The organism is Acetobacter senegalensis, assembly GCF_001499615.1.
GTDB classification, from domain to species: Bacteria; Pseudomonadota; Alphaproteobacteria; order Acetobacterales; family Acetobacteraceae; genus Acetobacter; species Acetobacter senegalensis.
Genome location: NZ_LN606600.1, coordinates 344,639 through 361,301, shown reverse-complemented (window position 1 = coordinate 361,301; position 16,663 = coordinate 344,639). Strand labels below are relative to the sequence as shown.

The 16,663-nt window shown below is 59.2% G+C and carries 11 protein-coding genes and 1 pseudogene; 2 read left to right on the top strand and 10 right to left on the bottom strand.

Annotated elements, in window-relative coordinates; translation table 11 throughout:
- Positions 1 to 4 precede the first annotated feature (4 nt).
- The 3 genes from ASN_RS01535 to ASN_RS01520 form a co-directional block, all read right to left on the bottom strand.
- On the bottom strand, positions 5 to 907 hold the full coding sequence (locus ASN_RS01535; protein WP_058987008.1) for an EamA family transporter: 903 nt from the start codon (positions 905 to 907) through the stop codon (positions 5 to 7).
- Between the two features lie 54 nt (positions 908 to 961).
- Complete coding sequence (gene parE / locus ASN_RS01530) at positions 962 to 3,001, bottom strand: DNA topoisomerase IV subunit B (protein ID WP_006558543.1); 2,040 nt, start codon at positions 2,999 to 3,001, stop codon at positions 962 to 964.
- A gap of 259 nt (positions 3,002 to 3,260) precedes the next feature.
- Entirely contained in the window at positions 3,261 to 3,785 is a 525-nt protein-coding gene (locus ASN_RS01520; RefSeq protein ID WP_006558545.1) for a hypothetical protein, read from the bottom strand.
- Between the two features lie 445 nt (positions 3,786 to 4,230).
- Here ASN_RS01520 and ASN_RS01515 point away from each other — a divergent pair, with 445 nt between their 5' ends.
- Positions 4,231 to 4,767, top strand: a complete 537-nt coding sequence (locus ASN_RS01515; RefSeq protein WP_058987006.1) for an Ig-like domain-containing protein — start codon at positions 4,231 to 4,233, stop codon at positions 4,765 to 4,767.
- Positions 4,768 to 5,000: 233 nt separating this feature from the next.
- On the opposite strand, the gene ASN_RS01510 is transcribed toward ASN_RS01515, so the two are convergent.
- Positions 5,001 to 5,450: an RrF2 family transcriptional regulator gene (locus ASN_RS01510; protein WP_058987005.1), complete on the bottom strand. Its 450-nt coding sequence runs from the start codon at positions 5,448 to 5,450 to the stop codon at positions 5,001 to 5,003.
- A gap of 148 nt (positions 5,451 to 5,598) precedes the next feature.
- Between ASN_RS01510 and cysK the strand changes: the two genes are divergently transcribed.
- Entirely contained in the window at positions 5,599 to 6,585 is a 987-nt protein-coding gene (gene cysK / locus ASN_RS01505; protein WP_006559945.1) for a cysteine synthase A, read from the top strand.
- 290 nt (positions 6,586 to 6,875) lie between these two features.
- Here cysK and ASN_RS01495 read toward each other — a convergent pair whose 3' ends face one another.
- The 6 genes and pseudogenes from ASN_RS01495 to topA all read right to left on the bottom strand — a co-directional run bounded on the left by ASN_RS01495 (position 6,876) and on the right by topA (position 16,637).
- Entirely contained in the window at positions 6,876 to 7,994 is a 1,119-nt protein-coding gene (locus tag ASN_RS01495; protein WP_058987003.1) for a THUMP domain-containing class I SAM-dependent RNA methyltransferase, read from the bottom strand.
- A 113-nt stretch (positions 7,995 to 8,107) separates the two neighbouring features.
- Positions 8,108 to 9,256, bottom strand: a complete 1,149-nt coding sequence (locus ASN_RS01490) for an OmpA family protein (RefSeq protein ID WP_006559948.1) — start codon at positions 9,254 to 9,256, stop codon at positions 8,108 to 8,110.
- 202 nt (positions 9,257 to 9,458) lie between these two features.
- Entirely contained in the window at positions 9,459 to 9,797 is a 339-nt protein-coding gene (locus tag ASN_RS01485) for a DUF1491 family protein (RefSeq protein WP_006559950.1), read from the bottom strand.
- A pseudogene (locus ASN_RS01480) lies at positions 9,794 to 11,626 on the bottom strand (S41 family peptidase). The gene ASN_RS01485 and the pseudogene ASN_RS01480 overlap by 4 nt, the downstream one beginning before the upstream one ends.
- Complete coding sequence (locus ASN_RS01475; protein WP_058987002.1) at positions 11,616 to 13,934, bottom strand: RNB domain-containing ribonuclease; 2,319 nt, start codon at positions 13,932 to 13,934, stop codon at positions 11,616 to 11,618. The pseudogene ASN_RS01480 and the gene ASN_RS01475 overlap by 11 nt, the downstream one beginning before the upstream one ends.
- 6 nt (positions 13,935 to 13,940) lie before the next feature.
- Positions 13,941 to 16,637: a type I DNA topoisomerase gene (topA, locus tag ASN_RS01470; protein ID WP_058987001.1), complete on the bottom strand. Its 2,697-nt coding sequence runs from the start codon at positions 16,635 to 16,637 to the stop codon at positions 13,941 to 13,943.
- Positions 16,638 to 16,663: the final 26 nt, after the last annotated feature.

Below are 16,663 nucleotides of genomic sequence, written 5' to 3'. Positions count from 1 at the left end.
CCCTTTACTGGGGCGCTTCCGGCACATCTGACAGGGACGGTTTCTTGCTGGGTGTCAGGACGGTCCCTACGGACGCTGTGGCGATGAGTAAGACGCCACATATCCGGGACACAGACAGAGTTTCATGCAGGACGAAAACACCCGCCAGTGCTGCGCAGACAGGTTCCAGACTGTAGAGCACGCCAAGGTCCCGTGCGGAGAGGCGGTGCATGGCCTGCATTTCCAACGCATAAGGCAGCGCGGAAGAGCAGATGGCGACAATAACGCTAAGCGCCAGCATGGAAGGCTGTGTCACGCCCGTGGCCATGGCTGGTAGAAAGCTGGGTATGAACAGCACGATGCTGCCACAGACCAAACCAAGAGCTGACGCATTGCCGGCGGAAAGCTTGCCGGTTAGCCGTCTGCCAAAAACAATATAAAGCCCCCAGAATAAGGCGGCCCCTATAGCAAACAGTACGCCCAGCGGGTCTGGCGGCGTGGAAGAAGAGGGCTTGAGTAGAAGGGCCAGCCCGCCGATGGTGACGGCCAGCCACCCCACATCGCTCAGGCGGCGTGAGCCGATAAAGGCCAGAAGCAGGGGGCCAGTGAATTCAATGGCCACTGTCATGCCCAGCGGAATACGTTCCAGCGCCAGATAGAAACAGATATTCATGGCGGCCGTCGCCAGGCCGTAGGGAAAGACCACCCGCAACGCACGCCATGACATGACATTCCAGGACCGATAGACACAGACCAGAATCACCGCTGCAAAGCTGGTGCGCAACCCCACCATGCCCACCGCACCAAAGACCGGGAAAAGGCTTTTGGCGGTAGAGGAGCCAAATTGAAGGCAGATCATACTGCCAACCAACTGGGATAGAGCCGTAACCCGCTCCCTGACCGATATATCGCCCGGTGTGGCGCTCATAGGGGGGCGGGAGAAAGAAAGGCCATTACCGAAACTTTCAGGCGGAGGGGCGGGTCAGACGTCCAGCAGATCACCAACGGATTGCGCATGTTCCTGAATGAAGGCGAAGCGGAGTTCCGGCTTGCGGCCCATCAGACTTTCCACCCGTTCACGCGTGGTCAGACGATCTTCCGGCAACGCGACCACGCGCAGCAGCGTGCGGCGCGATGGATCCATGGTGGTGTTTTTAAGATCCGCCGGCGGCATTTCACCCAGACCTTTAAAGCGGGAGACATCAATCTTGCCTTTACCCTTGAACTCGGTCTTGATCTTCCGTTCACGGTCCGCATCATCCATGGCGTAAACGGACCGTGCGCCCTGCGTCAGCCGGTACAGCGGCGGCTGGGCAAGGTAGAGATGTCCGTTGCGGATCAGATCCGGTAGTTCCCGATAGAAAAACGTCATGAGCAGGGAGGCAATGTGGGCACCGTCCACATCCGCGTCAGTCATGATGATCACACGGCCATAGCGCAGCTTGGAAAGGTCAAACCGATCGCCTGACCCACAGCCCAAAGCTTCAATCAGGTCGCGCAGCTCCTGATTCGCGCGGAGCTTTTCCGTAGTGGCACTTGCCACGTTCAGAATTTTTCCGCGCAGAGGGAGAATGGCCTGTGTTTCCCGGTTGCGGGCCTGCTTGGCAGAACCACCTGCCGAGTCGCCTTCCACCAGAAAGATTTCTGTCTCGTCTGCCCGTTCGCGGGTGCAGTCTGTCAGTTTGCCCGGCAGGCGCATGCGTCGGGTAGCGCTTTTACGAGGCGTATCTTTTTGTTCACGCCGCCGCAGCCGCTCTTCTGCCCGTTCAATCACAAAGCCCAGCAGAGCATCCGCCTGCGGCGGGTTTTGCGCCAGCCAGTGGTCAAAGCGGTCGCGCAGGGCGGTTTCAACCAGCTTGCTGGCTTCAGAAGAGGTCAGCTTTTCCTTGGTCTGCCCCTGAAACTGCGGGTCCCGGATAAATACGGAGAGCTTGGCTGCAATCGTGCCCAACACATCTTCCGCCGTGATGGCGGAGGCCTTTTTGTTGGAGCGTTGATCTCCCCAGGTGCGAAGGCCTTTGACCAGCGCATTGCGGAAGCCGGTCTCATGCGTGCCGCCCTGCGGCGTGGGGATGGTGTTGCAGTAGGAGGCAAGCGCTGCCGTGCCGCTTTCCAGAAACGCCACAGCCCATTCCACACGGCCATTGTCCGTGCCATCGGCAGCGGGGGGCAGGGCAGCATCACCCGCCCATAGTGGCGTCAGCAGCGGCGCGTTGGGGCCGAGTTCATCCGTCAGGCTATCAGCCAGACCGCCGGGAAAGTGCAGAACGGCTTCTGTTGGTGTGTCATCCCCGCTTTTGATCAGCGAAGGGTCACAGGACCAACGGATGGTCACGCCCCGGAACAGGAACGCCTTGGACCGGCAGAGCTTGTAAAGCCGGGAGGGGGAAAAATGGTGGGTCCCGAAAATCTGGGTGTCTGGCACAAAGGAAATCTGCGTGCCGCGCCGGTTCTGGGTCGGGCCGATTTTCTCCAGCGGTGTGACGGGAATACCGCGCTCATACACCTGCTGCCACACAGCGCGGTCACGCGCGATTTCCACTTCCATGCGGGAGGACAGGGCGTTCACTACGGAAGACCCTACCCCGTGCAGGCCGCCTGATGTGGCATAGGCCTTGCCGGAGAACTTTCCGCCTGCGTGCAGGGTGGTCAGAATCACTTCCAGCGCCGAGCGATCAGGAAAACGGGGGTGGGGATCAACCGGAATGCCACGGCCATTATCCCGAATGGTCAGTTTGTCTCCGGGTTCTAAAGACACATCAATGGTGGAAGCGTGGCCCGCCACGGCTTCATCCATTGCGTTATCAAGAACTTCCGCTGCCAGATGGTGCAGAGCGGTTTCATCCGTGCCGCCAATATACATGCCGGGGCGGCGGCGTACGGGCTCCAGCCCTTCAAGAACTTCAATGGCGCTGGCGTCATAGGCCTGCGTGTTGCCTGCCTCTGTTCTGGCGGCGGAAGAGGCCGCCGTCTTTCCGGCAGGTTTACGGGGCGGAGGGGGCTCGGAAAACAGGTCGCTCATGGGTAAGGTCTGTCCCGCTTTGCCGATGATTCGTCAAGCAGAAGCATTAACAGGTTTGCGGAATAGGGCGGACGGAAAAAAAAGAAGTGCACCGGAAACACTGCAAAAGAGAATGACACCTGCCTGAATAAACGGCCGGATAAAGGCGTGCTGGGCGCAAAGAACGCGCCATTCAGGATAAATGCGCGCTTGAACTGGGCACAAAAAAACAAGGCCGCATGAAGCGGCCTTATGTCTTTCACGCTGCAAAGGCAGTGCTTCAGGCGCGGCGTGTGCTGCGCGTGCGGCGTGCAGGGCGGGTGTTGGTGGTGGCAGGTGCTGCACAGGTTTCAAAGGACGCAGGCTGCGTGATGTCCTTGGCTTCCGTGTAATTGGACAGATCTTCCGTGGTGTCCAGCGCATTGACTTCATCAAACATGGCCATGCGCTGCAGGCAGAAGATGGTGCCTGCGGAGAGCCCTTTTTCTGACTGCACGTTGGCAAGCTGGGTGATGTAATCATCATGCTCGCGCTGGGCGCTGCGTCCGTAGGTGGAGCGGAAGTAGGTGTTCAGTTTCTGTTCTTCATTCAGCAGGTTGGTGCGGAACTTGGCAACAAAGGAGTTGTAGCGTTCCTGGGCGTTGCAGGAGAGCGCGGTGACCATCAGTTCGCTCTTGAGAGCCTGCACCGCAAAGGCTTCATGTGCGGAGGAATGGCCACAGGGTGTTGCGGCAAGGCTGTAAGAACTGTGCAGCACGCCCGCAGCAAACACACCGGCGGCCAGAAGACGGGAAAAAGAAGACATGCGGTTCCTCCGATATATGCTGGAACGGGCCTCCCTCATCACTTTAAGGTGTTCCCTGTCACGCAGCGTATGTAACGGTCTCTTCAAGGTTTGACGAAACGAAATAGCGTATTCAGCAGAGAAAGATACAGGTATTTTTTCATACCGCGTCTCAGCTTTTCTAAAGGCCGTTTCCTCCTTCAGAACAGGCTTGCGCAGCAGAAGGCCATACGTACGGACTCAAAGCGCGAATTTGGGGCAAAATAATGTTTTTGTTGGCCCGTTGGCGTGCGGGAAGCAGGTGTGTGATCACGTGGCATCTTATGCCTCTTTCTTCCTTGCTCGGGATGTTCTAAACGCAAAGGCGAATCATGGCGTGCAGAGCACACGGCAGGGCAAAAGCGCCTGCGGGGTGGCTTGGAGGCGCGCGGGTTCATCCTTTTTATTATTTAAGCGGAGCTGACGAGTGCGCTTGCGAGGAATTGCCGTTCTGGCGCTAACTGGTGGTATGCTTGCCGGCTGTGCGACAACAAGCGGCCCTGTTCAGGTTGGAACACCCAATCCGTTCGGGTATATGAAAAAGTCGGCCGTATGTAGCACAACACCCATCAAGACGGGTGCGGATGGCCAGATGTCCACAACCATGACTGTCCGGTCTGATGACGGGCTGTGCGAACTGAAAATCTCGCAGCCTTCCGGCAAGTCTTATGCGTCCTTTGGCGTGTCTCCAGCTCCGGAACACGGCAAGGCGTTTCTCTACAGCCTGGATCGGGATACGCACGTAACCTATACCCCCACCATGGGGTATGCTGGTACGGATACCTTCACGGTTATTCTGGTGCCTGGCCCGGGTGAGAAGCGTACGCGTCTGACCGTAACCGCGCAGGTGGATGCCACGGGTGTTGTGCTGCCGCGCCCTGTTGTGCCAGCAGTAACGGCCCCGACTGAAACCAAAAAGACCACCACAACCCGCCGTCGGGTCACGACGGCCCGCAAGAAATAATTTTTTTACCAGCAGGGCAGGGTAAACTCTGTTCTGCTGGGTGAAATAGTTGCGGTTATAAAAAAAAAGCGCGTCCGGCTTTCCTGTTTGCCGGACGCGCTTTTTTTACGACAGGATTTTTTTGACGCTCAGGCTCAGCGAGGGTGACCGCAGTACGCGGCGCAGGGTGCTCCAGAGTGAAAAGCAATAGCTTCAGGCTTGCGTGATATGCGTGCCTGAAGCTGGATCAGAATTCAGATTGAGAAGGTGATGGGTTCGCTCAATGGGCGCTTCAGGCCGGAGCTTTCTGCTTTTTTGACCAGATCATCCAGACTGGTCTTTTTCATCTGGATGGTCAGTTCCTTGTCAAACAGCTTCCAGCTTGGCTCAATGACTTTGGTGAACAGTGGCCCCTGCGGACCATCATCGCCCCCTTGATCGTCCTGCGTAACGGCATTGATGATATCAACCAGTGAAATATCACGCCGCGGGCGGCCCAACCGATAACCGCCACGCGGGCCACGAATACTTTCCAGCAAGCCGGAACGGGAAAGTGCCTGCAGAAGTGGTTCAATACCGCGGCGCGCCAGATTGGAGCGTTCTGCAATATCCGCTGCGCTGACTGTGCCAGAGCGTCCGGCATGGAAAGCAACATCAAGCATGATAAGCACGGCAGTCATGGCTCTATCACGGCGCAGGATCATGGGCCTGTTTCCTTTCACCTCAAAAAAGGGCAAATGTAGTGGTATGTCTTGGCTGTCCTGACATATAGCAGGGGATGTCAGATTTATCTACGTTGTTCATTCGTATTATGCCGGACCAATTTATGCTGACAGATAAAAAGGCGGGTTCATGACTGTTTCTGATCGTTCTGCTGAAAACTACGGTTTTGCCGCGCCGCGCGGACAGATTTATGAGTCTATCGTTAATGTTGTGGGCGGCACGCCGCTGGTTGCGCTGCCCCACATTACTGAGGACGACAAGCTGAAAGCCCGCGTGCTGCTCAAACTTGAGTTTTTCAATCCGCTGGGGTCAGTAAAGGACCGTATTGGCGCGGCCATGGTTCTGGCGGCGGAAAAGGAAGGGCGCATTGTGCCCGGCCGCACGGTTCTGGTGGAGCCTACTTCCGGCAATACGGGTATTTCACTGGCATTTGTTGCTGCCGCCCGTGGATACCGCCTGATTGTGACCATGCCGGAAGGGGCTTCTATCGAGCGCCGGCGCATGCTGCGTCTTATGGATGCGCAGGTTGAACTGACGCCGTCCCGTCTTGGCATGGCGGGCGCTATTGCCCGAGCCAATGAAATTGTGGCCGAAACGCCGGATGCCTGGATGCCGGACCAGTTTGATAATGAGGCCAATCCAGCCGTCCATGCCGCCACCACAGCCGAAGAAATCTGGGCAGATACGGACGGCAAGGTGGATGTTGTGGTTGCTGGTGTGGGCACAGGCGGCACCGCCACCGGCATTGCGGAAGCCCTGAAGCCGCGCCGCAAAAGTTTGCAGGTGTTTGGTGTAGAGCCTGTTGAAAGCGCCATTCTGAACGGTGATGAACCCGGGCCGCATGGCATTCAGGGCATTGGCCCCGGTTTCTGCCCGGCTACGCTGCATACCCAATCTCTGGATGGGGTGCTGACAGTCTCAGAACGTGAAGCCATCGCAGCGGCTCGTCGTTGCGCGCGTCTGGATGGTATTCCGATTGGGATCTCCTCTGGCGCAGCCCTGCATGCAGCCCTGCAACTGGCGCAGAAGCCAGCCTATAAAGGCAAAACCATTGTTGTGATTACGCCCTCTTTTGCCGAGCGTTATCTTTCAACCTCTCTGTTCAACGGGCTGTAAAACCTCTTTAGCCCGCATGACGAAAACGCTGGCTCCCACCCGAGGGCCAGCGTTTCTGTTTTTAAGGCGTGGGGGCAGCAGCTTTCTGGAAACAGGATTCAGTCTTCCTGTTTTTCCGTCAGCGGCAAAAAAACTGACGGAAAAATTCTCAGCAGAAGGCTGGAGAAAATTCTATGAGGCTGAAAGTCTGGCTTTCAAAATCCAGATGGCAGCCCATCGGGCCTTTTAGCCAAAGCCTTCGTAGCAAATAGCCCTAAAACCGACGAGAAGACGGCTTAAGCTGCCTCTCCTCAGGGGAGAGGGGCTGTTGTCTGATACAGCGTGATGCGCAGGCCACCATGGGGCACTGGGGCGGTATGTGGCAGGAATGGTAGGCCGGTCGCGTAAGCCAGTGTCGGTTCGCTGGTGACCATCCCCACGCGCCATCCAGAAAAGCGGTCTCGCATGGTCTGCCCAAAAGCGCGATAGAGGGCGGCAAGCTGCGTCTTGTCCCCAAGGCGGGTGCCGTAGGGTGGGTTGGTGATGACAAGCCCTGCCGGACCCGCTGGGGGTGTCAGCTCGCTAATGGTTTGCTGCGTGAAGGTGGTGCAGGTGGCCACATCTGCCCGCTCCGCATTGGCGCGACTCATGGTTATGGCCCCGGCATCACGGTCACTGCCGTAAAAATGCGCGTTTGGAGTGCGGCTGCTTTTCACGGCACGCATCTGCTCCCATGCCTCGCTGTTGAATGAGACAAGATGTTCAAAGGCAAAATGGCGCGTACGGCCCGGATTAAGGCGGGCTGCTATCTCGGCTGCTTCAATTACGAAGGTGCCTGATCCGCACATGGGGTCCAATACGGGCTCATTCCCGGTATAGCCGCATTGCAGCAGGAAAAGGGAGGCCATGGTCTCCCGCAAAGGGGCGCGGTTGACGGCTTCTTTGTGCCCCCGTTTATGCAGAAGCTCCCCGGATGTATCGATGCTGATAGTGCAGATATTCTGTTCAATGCGCGCTTTCAGCACGATATCGGCATCGGGAGAGTGCGGCGCGCCCAGTGTTTTCTCAATGGCGTTGGTAATGCGTTCGGCGGCGGCACCAGCATGGTAGATGCGCGAGCCTGAGCAGGAGGCTTCCACCCGGAACGGAACATCAGCCCGCAGGATCTCCGCCCACGCCATCTGCCGGGTGCGGCGTTCCAGTTGAGAAAGATGCAAGGCCGGGAAAGAGACGAGTCGCGCCAGAACGCGGCTTGCGCCACGAACCCACAGGTTGGCGCGCCAGACTTCCGGCCATCCCCCTTTGATGGTGACCCCGCCGGGAACAACCGTAGGTTTTTTGAATCCTTTCAGGCGCACTTCGGAACACAGAACGGATTCCAGGCCCGGTGTAGTGGCAAGAAAAATCTCGAAGTCAGCCTGTTTTGTCATGGCGCCTGAATGGCAGGAACGGGAGAAGAGAGCAATGCGGTGGGCCGTACTAAAAAAGCCGCTCAGGCAGGGCACCGGAGCGGCTTTCAGAAAAACGGAAAGGAAAAGACCGTTTAGCGGAAAATGATTTCCACCCGACGGTTCTGGGGTTCCTTGGTGTTGGGCCCGGTTGGCACCAGCGGATTGCTCTCACCATAACCGTGAATATCAATGGTGGCACCTGGCACACCATCACGCATCAGTTCGGCTTTGACAATTTCCGCACGGCGCAGAGAGAGCTTCATGTTGTAAGCTTCCCCACGTTTCTGACCCGGAAAGGCGGAAGAGTTGTCCGTATAGCCTGAAACGGTAATGCGCGTCAGGTTGGTGTGGGTAGAAGCCTGCGCCGCTACAGATACAATGGAACGGGCGCGGTCTGTCAGATCGGCTTTGTCCCAGTCAAAAAACACCAGATAGCTACGGGCGGCCTGTGGGGCCGGGGCGGCCTGCTCGGCAGGCGGCGGCGGGGGAGGCGGTGCGGGGTTGAATTCGTACCGCAGGCCCAGCATCAGCGAGTGATTGAAATCGGTTTTCGTATCACGGTTGCCACTGGCAAAACTGTAAGACTTGCTCTGGTTGGCACCGCCAATGGTGCCCCATGCCGTTGCACCATGAGACTGCGGGCCAAGCATGGTCCAGAAGCGATATTCAGCCGTAAAGGAAAGCCCGACAACCCAAGGGGTGGGGAAGGCCAGACCAAAAATGCCCTGATACGCAAAATTGCCGAACGTGCCGCCAATATGCTGGTTGAACTGGTTGCCCGGTGCGGTCACGGTGGTGTTCAGATGGGTCCAGCCATAACCGATGCCCGCGCCAAAATACGGGAACAGCCACGGCTTGCCGATATCCATGTCAAACAGGGCGTTGGCCATCACACCATAGGTTTCACGGCGACCATCAGCACGGCTGTTCAATGTGTTGGTGACAAAGCGTGAATATGCCATGGAGCGGTAATCCCCCTCCACCTCAACGCGGAATCCGTTGCCCAGCCCATAACCAAGGGACCCGATTCCGGTGCCGCCGGTATGCCAGCGGTCTCGCCCGTCCGGGAACATGGGGGATGTTCTGACGCGTTGATCCTGGTTGAAGGTCGCTCCGCCTTCACCTGCAATATACAGCCCCTGCACGGGCTGAGCCATTGCCGGGGCGGCAAACAGCAGGAAGCCAGCGACAAGCGGCGCAGAAAGCAGTGATTGCGCGAGGAGGCCTTGGCGCAGCTTCATGTTCTTCTCCCTGCTGTGGCACTGTTTCCGCAGTGACCGGGCATCACGATATTGGTGCGTATAAAGCACATATGCCTGCCTTCTTTGCTGTAAACTTGCGTTGTGTGCAACAGGCAGGGACGGCAGATTTCAAAAACACAGGGGTTTTGTGTGTCATCTGGCCGGTCTGCGTGTGACATAAGTCACACATCTTCAGGTTATTTCAAACCAGAGTTGCTTCAAATGGAGGTCTGAATCCGGGGGCTTCAAGTTCCAGCACCCACAGATCCGGATCAAAACGTGTCTGGCGTTCAATATAACTGGCTGTTTCTTCTGGCGTGAGCGGTGTTTCACCTGATGCACGAAGCCAGGCGGCCTCGCCTTCTGCTGTTCTTGTCTGGCTGAGAACAACAGTAGAGCCGTCCCGTTCCAGAAGAAGGACTAAAATACTTCCGGCATCCGGGTCTCCCTTACGCAGCAGCATGGCAGAACGTCCATCCTGCGCACTTTGCCGCAGAATGGCCCGCGCAATAAAATCAGAACGCAGACGAGGGCTGGTCATTCCCGCACCGGGCTTGGCAGGGCGGCAGGGTCATCCGGTATGGCGGACAGGGCCGTCGCGTACCATGCTTTGTTTTCCAGCACGGAACGCGCAACAGTCATGTCCCGATCGCTGCCCAGTGCAGCAGGGCATGCCTTGCGGATAGCCAGAATGCGCGAGACCGGCAGCGGAAACCGCGCCGCGCGGGAAGCCTGCACGGCGGGCTGGTTATCAAGCTGGCCATGGGCAAGGTCATGCATCTGGCGTGCGCTGTCCGCTTCACCCAGACTGGTGCAAAGCTGCGGCATCACGCCCAGCCCCTGCAACGGCCAGTGCAGCGGCGCGATCACGCGGCTCCATGTCACAAACAGTTCCCCTTCATCAGGCAACTGGGCCACGGTCTGCACCAGCCCTTTGCCCAGCGTGGAACTGCCAATCACCACCGCTCTCTTGTGGTCGGCCAGGGCTGCGGCGAGAATCTCGGCAGCACTTGCTGTCCGGCCGTCTACCAGAATGGCAATGGGCAGGCCGTTCGTCATGTCTCCACCCTGAACAGCCCAGATATGATTGGCCTGCGCGTCCCGCCCATCGGTGACGGCTGCCACGCCACGGTCCAGCAGCAGGGCGGCAGCGGTCACGGCCTGTTGCAGCACGCCCCCCCGGTTGCCGCGCAGATCAATGATCAGGCCTTTCAAGCCTGGGTCCTGCGTGGCCTGATCCAGATACTGGCTCATCTCCTCTGCCGTGTCGGAGGAAAAAGATGTGACTCGCAATACCACCAGAGATCCACTGGCGAAGGCAAAAACCGTTTCCGGCGGAACTTTGGCGCGACGGAGCACCACGGTGTGGCCGCGCCGTTGACCGGGGGAGAGCAGCCGCAAGGTCACGCGGGAGTCTTCTTCTCCCCGTAGCCAGTTGGTAACGGTCTCGACCGATTGTCCGGCCGTCAGCCGGTTATTGACTGCCAGAAGCTTGTCCCCGGTATCCACTTCCGCAGACCATGCCGGGCCGTTGGCGTTGACGGCTGAAATCACGATATCCCGCCCTTTGCGGGTCAGAGTGACTCCGGCATCAGCCTCCCCCCCACACGGGCTTCCCGATCCGTGCTGGCGGAGGAGGGGCCAATATAGCGGGAGTATGGGTCAAGATGGTTGAACAGTTCGTCAAAAAACGCCTGCACCAATTCTTCCCGCGTGGCGGTGCGCACGCCGTCTGAGTGCTCACGGGCTGCGGCTAGAAAATCAACAGCAAGCTGGGCCCACCCCTCGTCATTCTGGGGGGCTGGGGTGGCACGGGTGAGCAGAGGCGTTTGTCCCGCCAGCAGGCGGATGTCGGCTCCCCGGGAATCGATCGCCAATGTGGGGTCAAGCGCTGTCAGACTGCCAAGCCCCCACAGGGTAAAATCCCGGCTGGAGTGCTGCTCAGCGTGCGGGGGCCGAGGAATTCCAGGGCGGTTGCATCACGGAATGCACAAGCGCCATATCAAGCGGGGGTGCTGCGGGCGCAGGTGGCGCGGCTTCCGGCAACGCGGCCGAAGTCTGCTCTGGCGCGGCGGCGGTTCCCGTCGTGCCTTCCGCTGAGGATGCCGACGGCTGAGGCTGTGTGTCCGCTGTTTTTGTAACGGAACCGGAGGGCGCTTCCGGAGCCACGTTGGCGGTAGCAGACGCAGATGTGGCTTGCGCTTTCTGTGCGTCCGGTTGCGCGGAAGGGAGCGTGTCCGGCCGTCCTGCGGGGCTGCCCGTCTGTGCCTTGAGCGGCATGGGTTGGCAGACCAGCAATGTAGCAATCAGGACACAGGGCAGCACCCGCCGTATGGGTGGCACAAGGCGTAAGGCAGCTTCAGCGCGCATTGCGGGCAAGAGCCAGATCAAGCGTGCCTTGCGCCGGATTGGTTGAGATCAGGACAACAGACAGCACAGTACCCACCTGAAGCGTGGCTTCCGGGTTCAGGTTTGTGCGGGGGGCAGGCGAGTCGTCATTCATCCGTAATTCATCCGGCAAGGCGCTTGAAAAAAGGAAAGACGGAGTTCCGGTTTTCGTCAATGTCACGGCAACGCCGGTCCGTGTTGTTCCGGTCACACAGGCCCGCAGGGTTTGGCCAATGAAAGGCCGCAGGAAGAGCGCTGCCAGCCTATTATAGCATGCTTGTGTGGCAGAAGAAGCACGGCGCTCGGCAAGATGCAGGTGCCCGGCCAGAGCATGCATGGCGCTGGGTGAGAGCGTGGCTGATTCGCCACGGCCCTCCATCGCGCGGTCAGAGGGCATCAGTGTCGCCAGCAGGGCACGGTGGTTCACCAGATCCGCATACCGGCGGATGGGGCTGGTGAAATGCGTATAACAGGCAAGCTGCAATCCATCATGCCAGGCCGGGCGGGGCGCATAACGAGCCATCTGGCGTCTTTGCTGCGTGGAGGAAGGCGCTGCCGGATGGACACGGAACAGGCCCGGAGCCGCGTGGCGATCCAGTTCTTCTGCGGCAAAGCAGTTGGCGGCAATCATGAAGCTGGCAACGAGATCATGCGCGGGCAGTCGTTGGCGTGGGGTGAAGGCGGTCGGGTGCCCAGAGGCATCCAGCGTGACCACAAACTCCTCTTCCCCCGTTCTATCTGCCGGGTGAGGGGGCTGCGCCTGTTGCAGGGCATGGGCGGCCGCCATCAGGGTGGGCAGCAGATCCGGTGGCAGTGCGGCCCAAGGCGTATTTGGCTTGGAAGCCGGGGGCTCAGGGGCCTCGCTTTGACTCTGTGGAGAAGACTCGAGTGCCTCCTGCACAGCCTGATAGGTCAGGCGGGCAGCACTCCGCATCAGCCCGCGCCCAAAACGACCTGATACCCGTTGCCCATCGGCAGTGATGTGCAGGTCGATATAGACACACAGCCTGTCTTCTCGCGGTTTGAGCGAACACACATCGGCGGAAAGAGCCAACGGCAACATGGGCACAACCTGCCCTGGTAGATAAACGGAATTGCCCCGGTTTCTGGCGTCCTGATCCAGCGCGGAGCCGGGGCGGACATAATGGGCGACATCGGCAATGGCGATGAGGAGATGGAAGCCGTCAGTGGTGCGTTCTGCCCAGATCGCATCGTCAAAATCTTCGGCGGTGGCCTCATCAATCGTGACAAGAGGGATGGTGCGAAGGTCACGGCGCACAACAGGGTGACCAGAAAGCTTGCGTGGGAGCGCGCGCCCAGAGAACGTTATGTCGGTGTCGGTGTCGGTGTCGGTGTCGGTGTCGGTGTCGAGGGGGAGGGCTTCTGCGTCAATCGGGAGGGTTGCCAGATGACGGGCTTCTGCCTCTGCTTCGGGTGAGAACACGGTAGGCATGGGGTGCGTGAGAAGTGCGAGGCGGGCCGCCATCCCCGGCGCATCGACTGGCCCAAGAACGGTGCGGATGGAGGCTTTAGGTGGTTTTCCGGGTTGGTGGGGAACGAGTTCGGCCAGAACCACAGTCTCTGGTGAGAGAGACCCTGAAGCTGCGTAAAGAACCTGACCGAATCGGCGGTCGCAGGGAACGAGGGCGATAGGGTGCTCCGCAGCACCCGCTTCGGCGGGCTGCACGCTGGCAGCAGACTGATCTTCTTTAGCGTTGCCCTCAGGAAGAATCGTGCGGTTTTCAGATACATCGTTCGCAGTCGCGTCAGTCGGCGACGTGCTTGGAAGAGACGACGTAGGGGGGGCGCTTGCAGGAGAAACATCTGGCTGTACGGTGGCAGGAAAGAGGCGCGGGGCAGCGGAAAGCAGCCGCAGAGGCCGACCTTCCCGTCTCCCACGGAGGGACAGACGGGGCCGCAGGCGGGCGACCACTTCGTCACCCGGCAAAAGCAAGGTGCCATCTGGTAATGTTGAGACCAGCAGAAGGGAGATAGCGGGCTCATCCGGCAGGTGAGCGTAAGCCTGTCCGTCTGATCTCAGGCGGGTTATTTTTGCCCTGACGGTTTCGGGTAGACCTGTGACGCCTTTCAGGCGACCCGGTGGCAGGCAGGCCAGATCACCCGCCAGCGCCATATCATGCAGCGTTGCACGGAGGGCCGCCTTCAGGCGCGCAGGCAGACCGAGCGCCCGCAGAATGTCCGTAGGCCCTACGGGAGCGCTGTCTGCCTCCAGAAACTGGCGAATGACCTCATGCCCGGGCAGGGCCGAGGCCCCGATGCCCTTGGGCATGATGGGCTACTCCGCCTTTTTCTTCCGTGTGGTGGTGGCGCGTGGTTTTTTGGGCGCTGCTTTCTTCTCCTTGGCAGGAGCAGCCTCACCCTCAGCGGTTTTTGCTGTCTTTTTGGTGGCGGTTTTTTTCGGTGCGGCCTTGGTGGTGCTTTTGGCTGCGGTCTTCTTCTTGGCCGCCCCCCCTTTGGCTTTCAGGGGTTTGCCTTTTTCAGCCAGTAACGCCACTGCCTCATCCAGCGTAACGGCGTCCATATCCGTGCCACGGGGAAGGGTCGCAACAATCTGGCCATGCTGCACATAGGGGCCAAACCGGCCCTTGCGCACCATAACGGGTTCCTGATCCTTGGGGTGGTTGCCCAGCGTACGGATGGAGGCCAGTTTTTTGGCCAGCGCATCCACAGCCCGGTTCAGGCCGATGGTCAGAACATCATCGTCCTTATCCAGAGACCCATAGACCGCGCCCATTTTCACAAACGGGCCAAAGCGCCCCAGTCCGGCCTGAATGGGTTCTCCTGTTTCAGGATGAATGCCAACCAGACGTGGCAGCGAGAGCAAGCCCACGGCCTGATCAAGCGTGATCTTTTCTCCATCCAGCCCTTTGGGCAGGGAAGCACGTTTGGGTTTGGCTTTCTTGTCCTCCGGGTCTGGTTCACCCAGCTGCACATACAGGCCCCATGGCCCCTGACGCACGGTGATATCCTCACCCGTTTCGGGGTGTTGACCCAGAACGCGCATACCGTCCTTCAGCGCGCTGCTGCCGTCACCGTCTTCTGCACTGTCAGCAGAAAGGCGGCGGGTGTACTGGCACTCAGGATAGTTGGAGCAGCCAATGAACGCGCCATAACGGCCCAGCTTCAGCCCAAGCCGCCCCGTGCCGCAGGCCGTGCAGTGGCGTGGGTCAGACCCGTCCGGGCGCGGCGGGAAGAAGAACGGCCCAAGATCCTGATCCAGTGCGTTCAGCACATCAGTGATGGTCAGTTCCTTGGTGTCATCCACTGCCTTGGAGAAATCGTGCCAGAAGGAGGCCAGAACCTGCTTCCATTCCGCACGACCGCCGGAAATATCATCCAGCAGTTCTTCAAGGCTGGCGGTGAACTTGGTGTCCACATAGCGTTCAAAGAACGAGACAAGGAACGCCGTGACCAACCGTCCGCGGGCTTCCGGCACAAAGCGCCGGTTTTCCAGCGTGACGTAATTGCGGTCACGCAGCACGGTGAGAATGGAAGCGTAAGTGGAAGGGCGGCCAATGCCGATTTCTTCCATTTTCTTGACCAGCGAGGCTTCCGAGAAACGCGGCGGCGGCTGCGTGAAATGCTGATCGGCCTTTACATCCTCACGCTTGAGCGGGTCACGCTCCTGCATGGGGGGCAGCATGCGGGATTCATCATCCGCCGGTTTGTCACTGTCATCCCGCCCTTCCGTATAAAGGCGCAGGAAGCCATCAAACGTGATGATGGAGCCGTTGGCGCGTAGCACGGTTTTGCCGGAGGGGCCTGCAATATCTACCGCAACCTGATCAAGGGCTGCGGATTCCATCTGGCTGGCCACCGCGCGTTTCCAGATCAGTTCATACAGGCGGCGCTGGTCCTGCGTCAGATGGGAGGCAACGGAGGACGGCGTACGGAAGACATCCGTCGGGCGGATGGCTTCATGCGCTTCCTGCGCGTTTTTGGCTTTGGATGTGTAATGGCGCGGCTGGGCCGGAACGTAATTTTCACCAATATGCTTGCCAATGTGGGAGCGAATGGCCCCGATGGCTTCTCCAGCCATCTGCACACCATCGGTTCGCATATAGGTGATCAGACCAACGGTTTCCCCGCCCAGATCAATGCCTTCATAAAGCTGCTGGGCCGTGCGCATGGTGACCTGCGCACCCATACCCAGCTTGCGGGAGGCTTCCTGCTGCAAGGTGGAGGTGGTGAAAGGCGGCTGCGGATTGCGCCGTACCTTCCGCCGCTCAACAGATTTGACGGAAAGGTTTTCCGCTTCCACAGCCTTGCGGGCGGCTTCGGCCAGTTCGGCGTTGGCCAGATCAAACTGGTCAAGCTTCTTGCCGTCCAGATGTGTCAGCCGGGCTGTAAATGGTGCACCAGAAGGCGTGGTGAGGGATGCGGTAACGGTCCAGTATTCACGCGGCTGGAAAACTTCAATTTCCGCCTCACGCTCGCAGATCAGCCGCAGGGCGACGGACTGCACGCGGCCCGCACTGCGGGAGCCCGGCAGCTTGCGCCACAGTACGGGAGAAAGCGTGAACCCCACCAGATAATCCAGCGCGCGGCGGGCCAGATAGGCTTCGATCAACGGGAAATCGAGCTCACGCGGGTGCGCCATAGCGTATTTGATGGCGCTTTTGGTGATCTCGTTGAAGGTGACGCGCTGCACCTCCACCCCTTTCAGGGCTTTCTTTTCTTCCAGCATGGACCGGACGTGCCAGGAAATAGCCTCGCCTTCACGGTCCGGGTCAGTGGCCAGATAGAGGTGTTTGGCGCCCCGCAAAGCCTTGATGATGGCGGCAACCTGCTTGCTGCCACGCTCATCAGACTGCCAGGACATGGCAAAGCCTTCGTCCGGGCGCACGGAACCATCTTTGGGCGGCAAATCGCGTACATGCCCAAAGGAGGCCAGCACGGTGTAGCCATCGCCAAGATATTTGTTGATCGTTTTCGCCTTTGCGGGCGACTCGACCACCACAACGTCAGTCATACTCTCTCCGACCTGCCGGAAGCAGC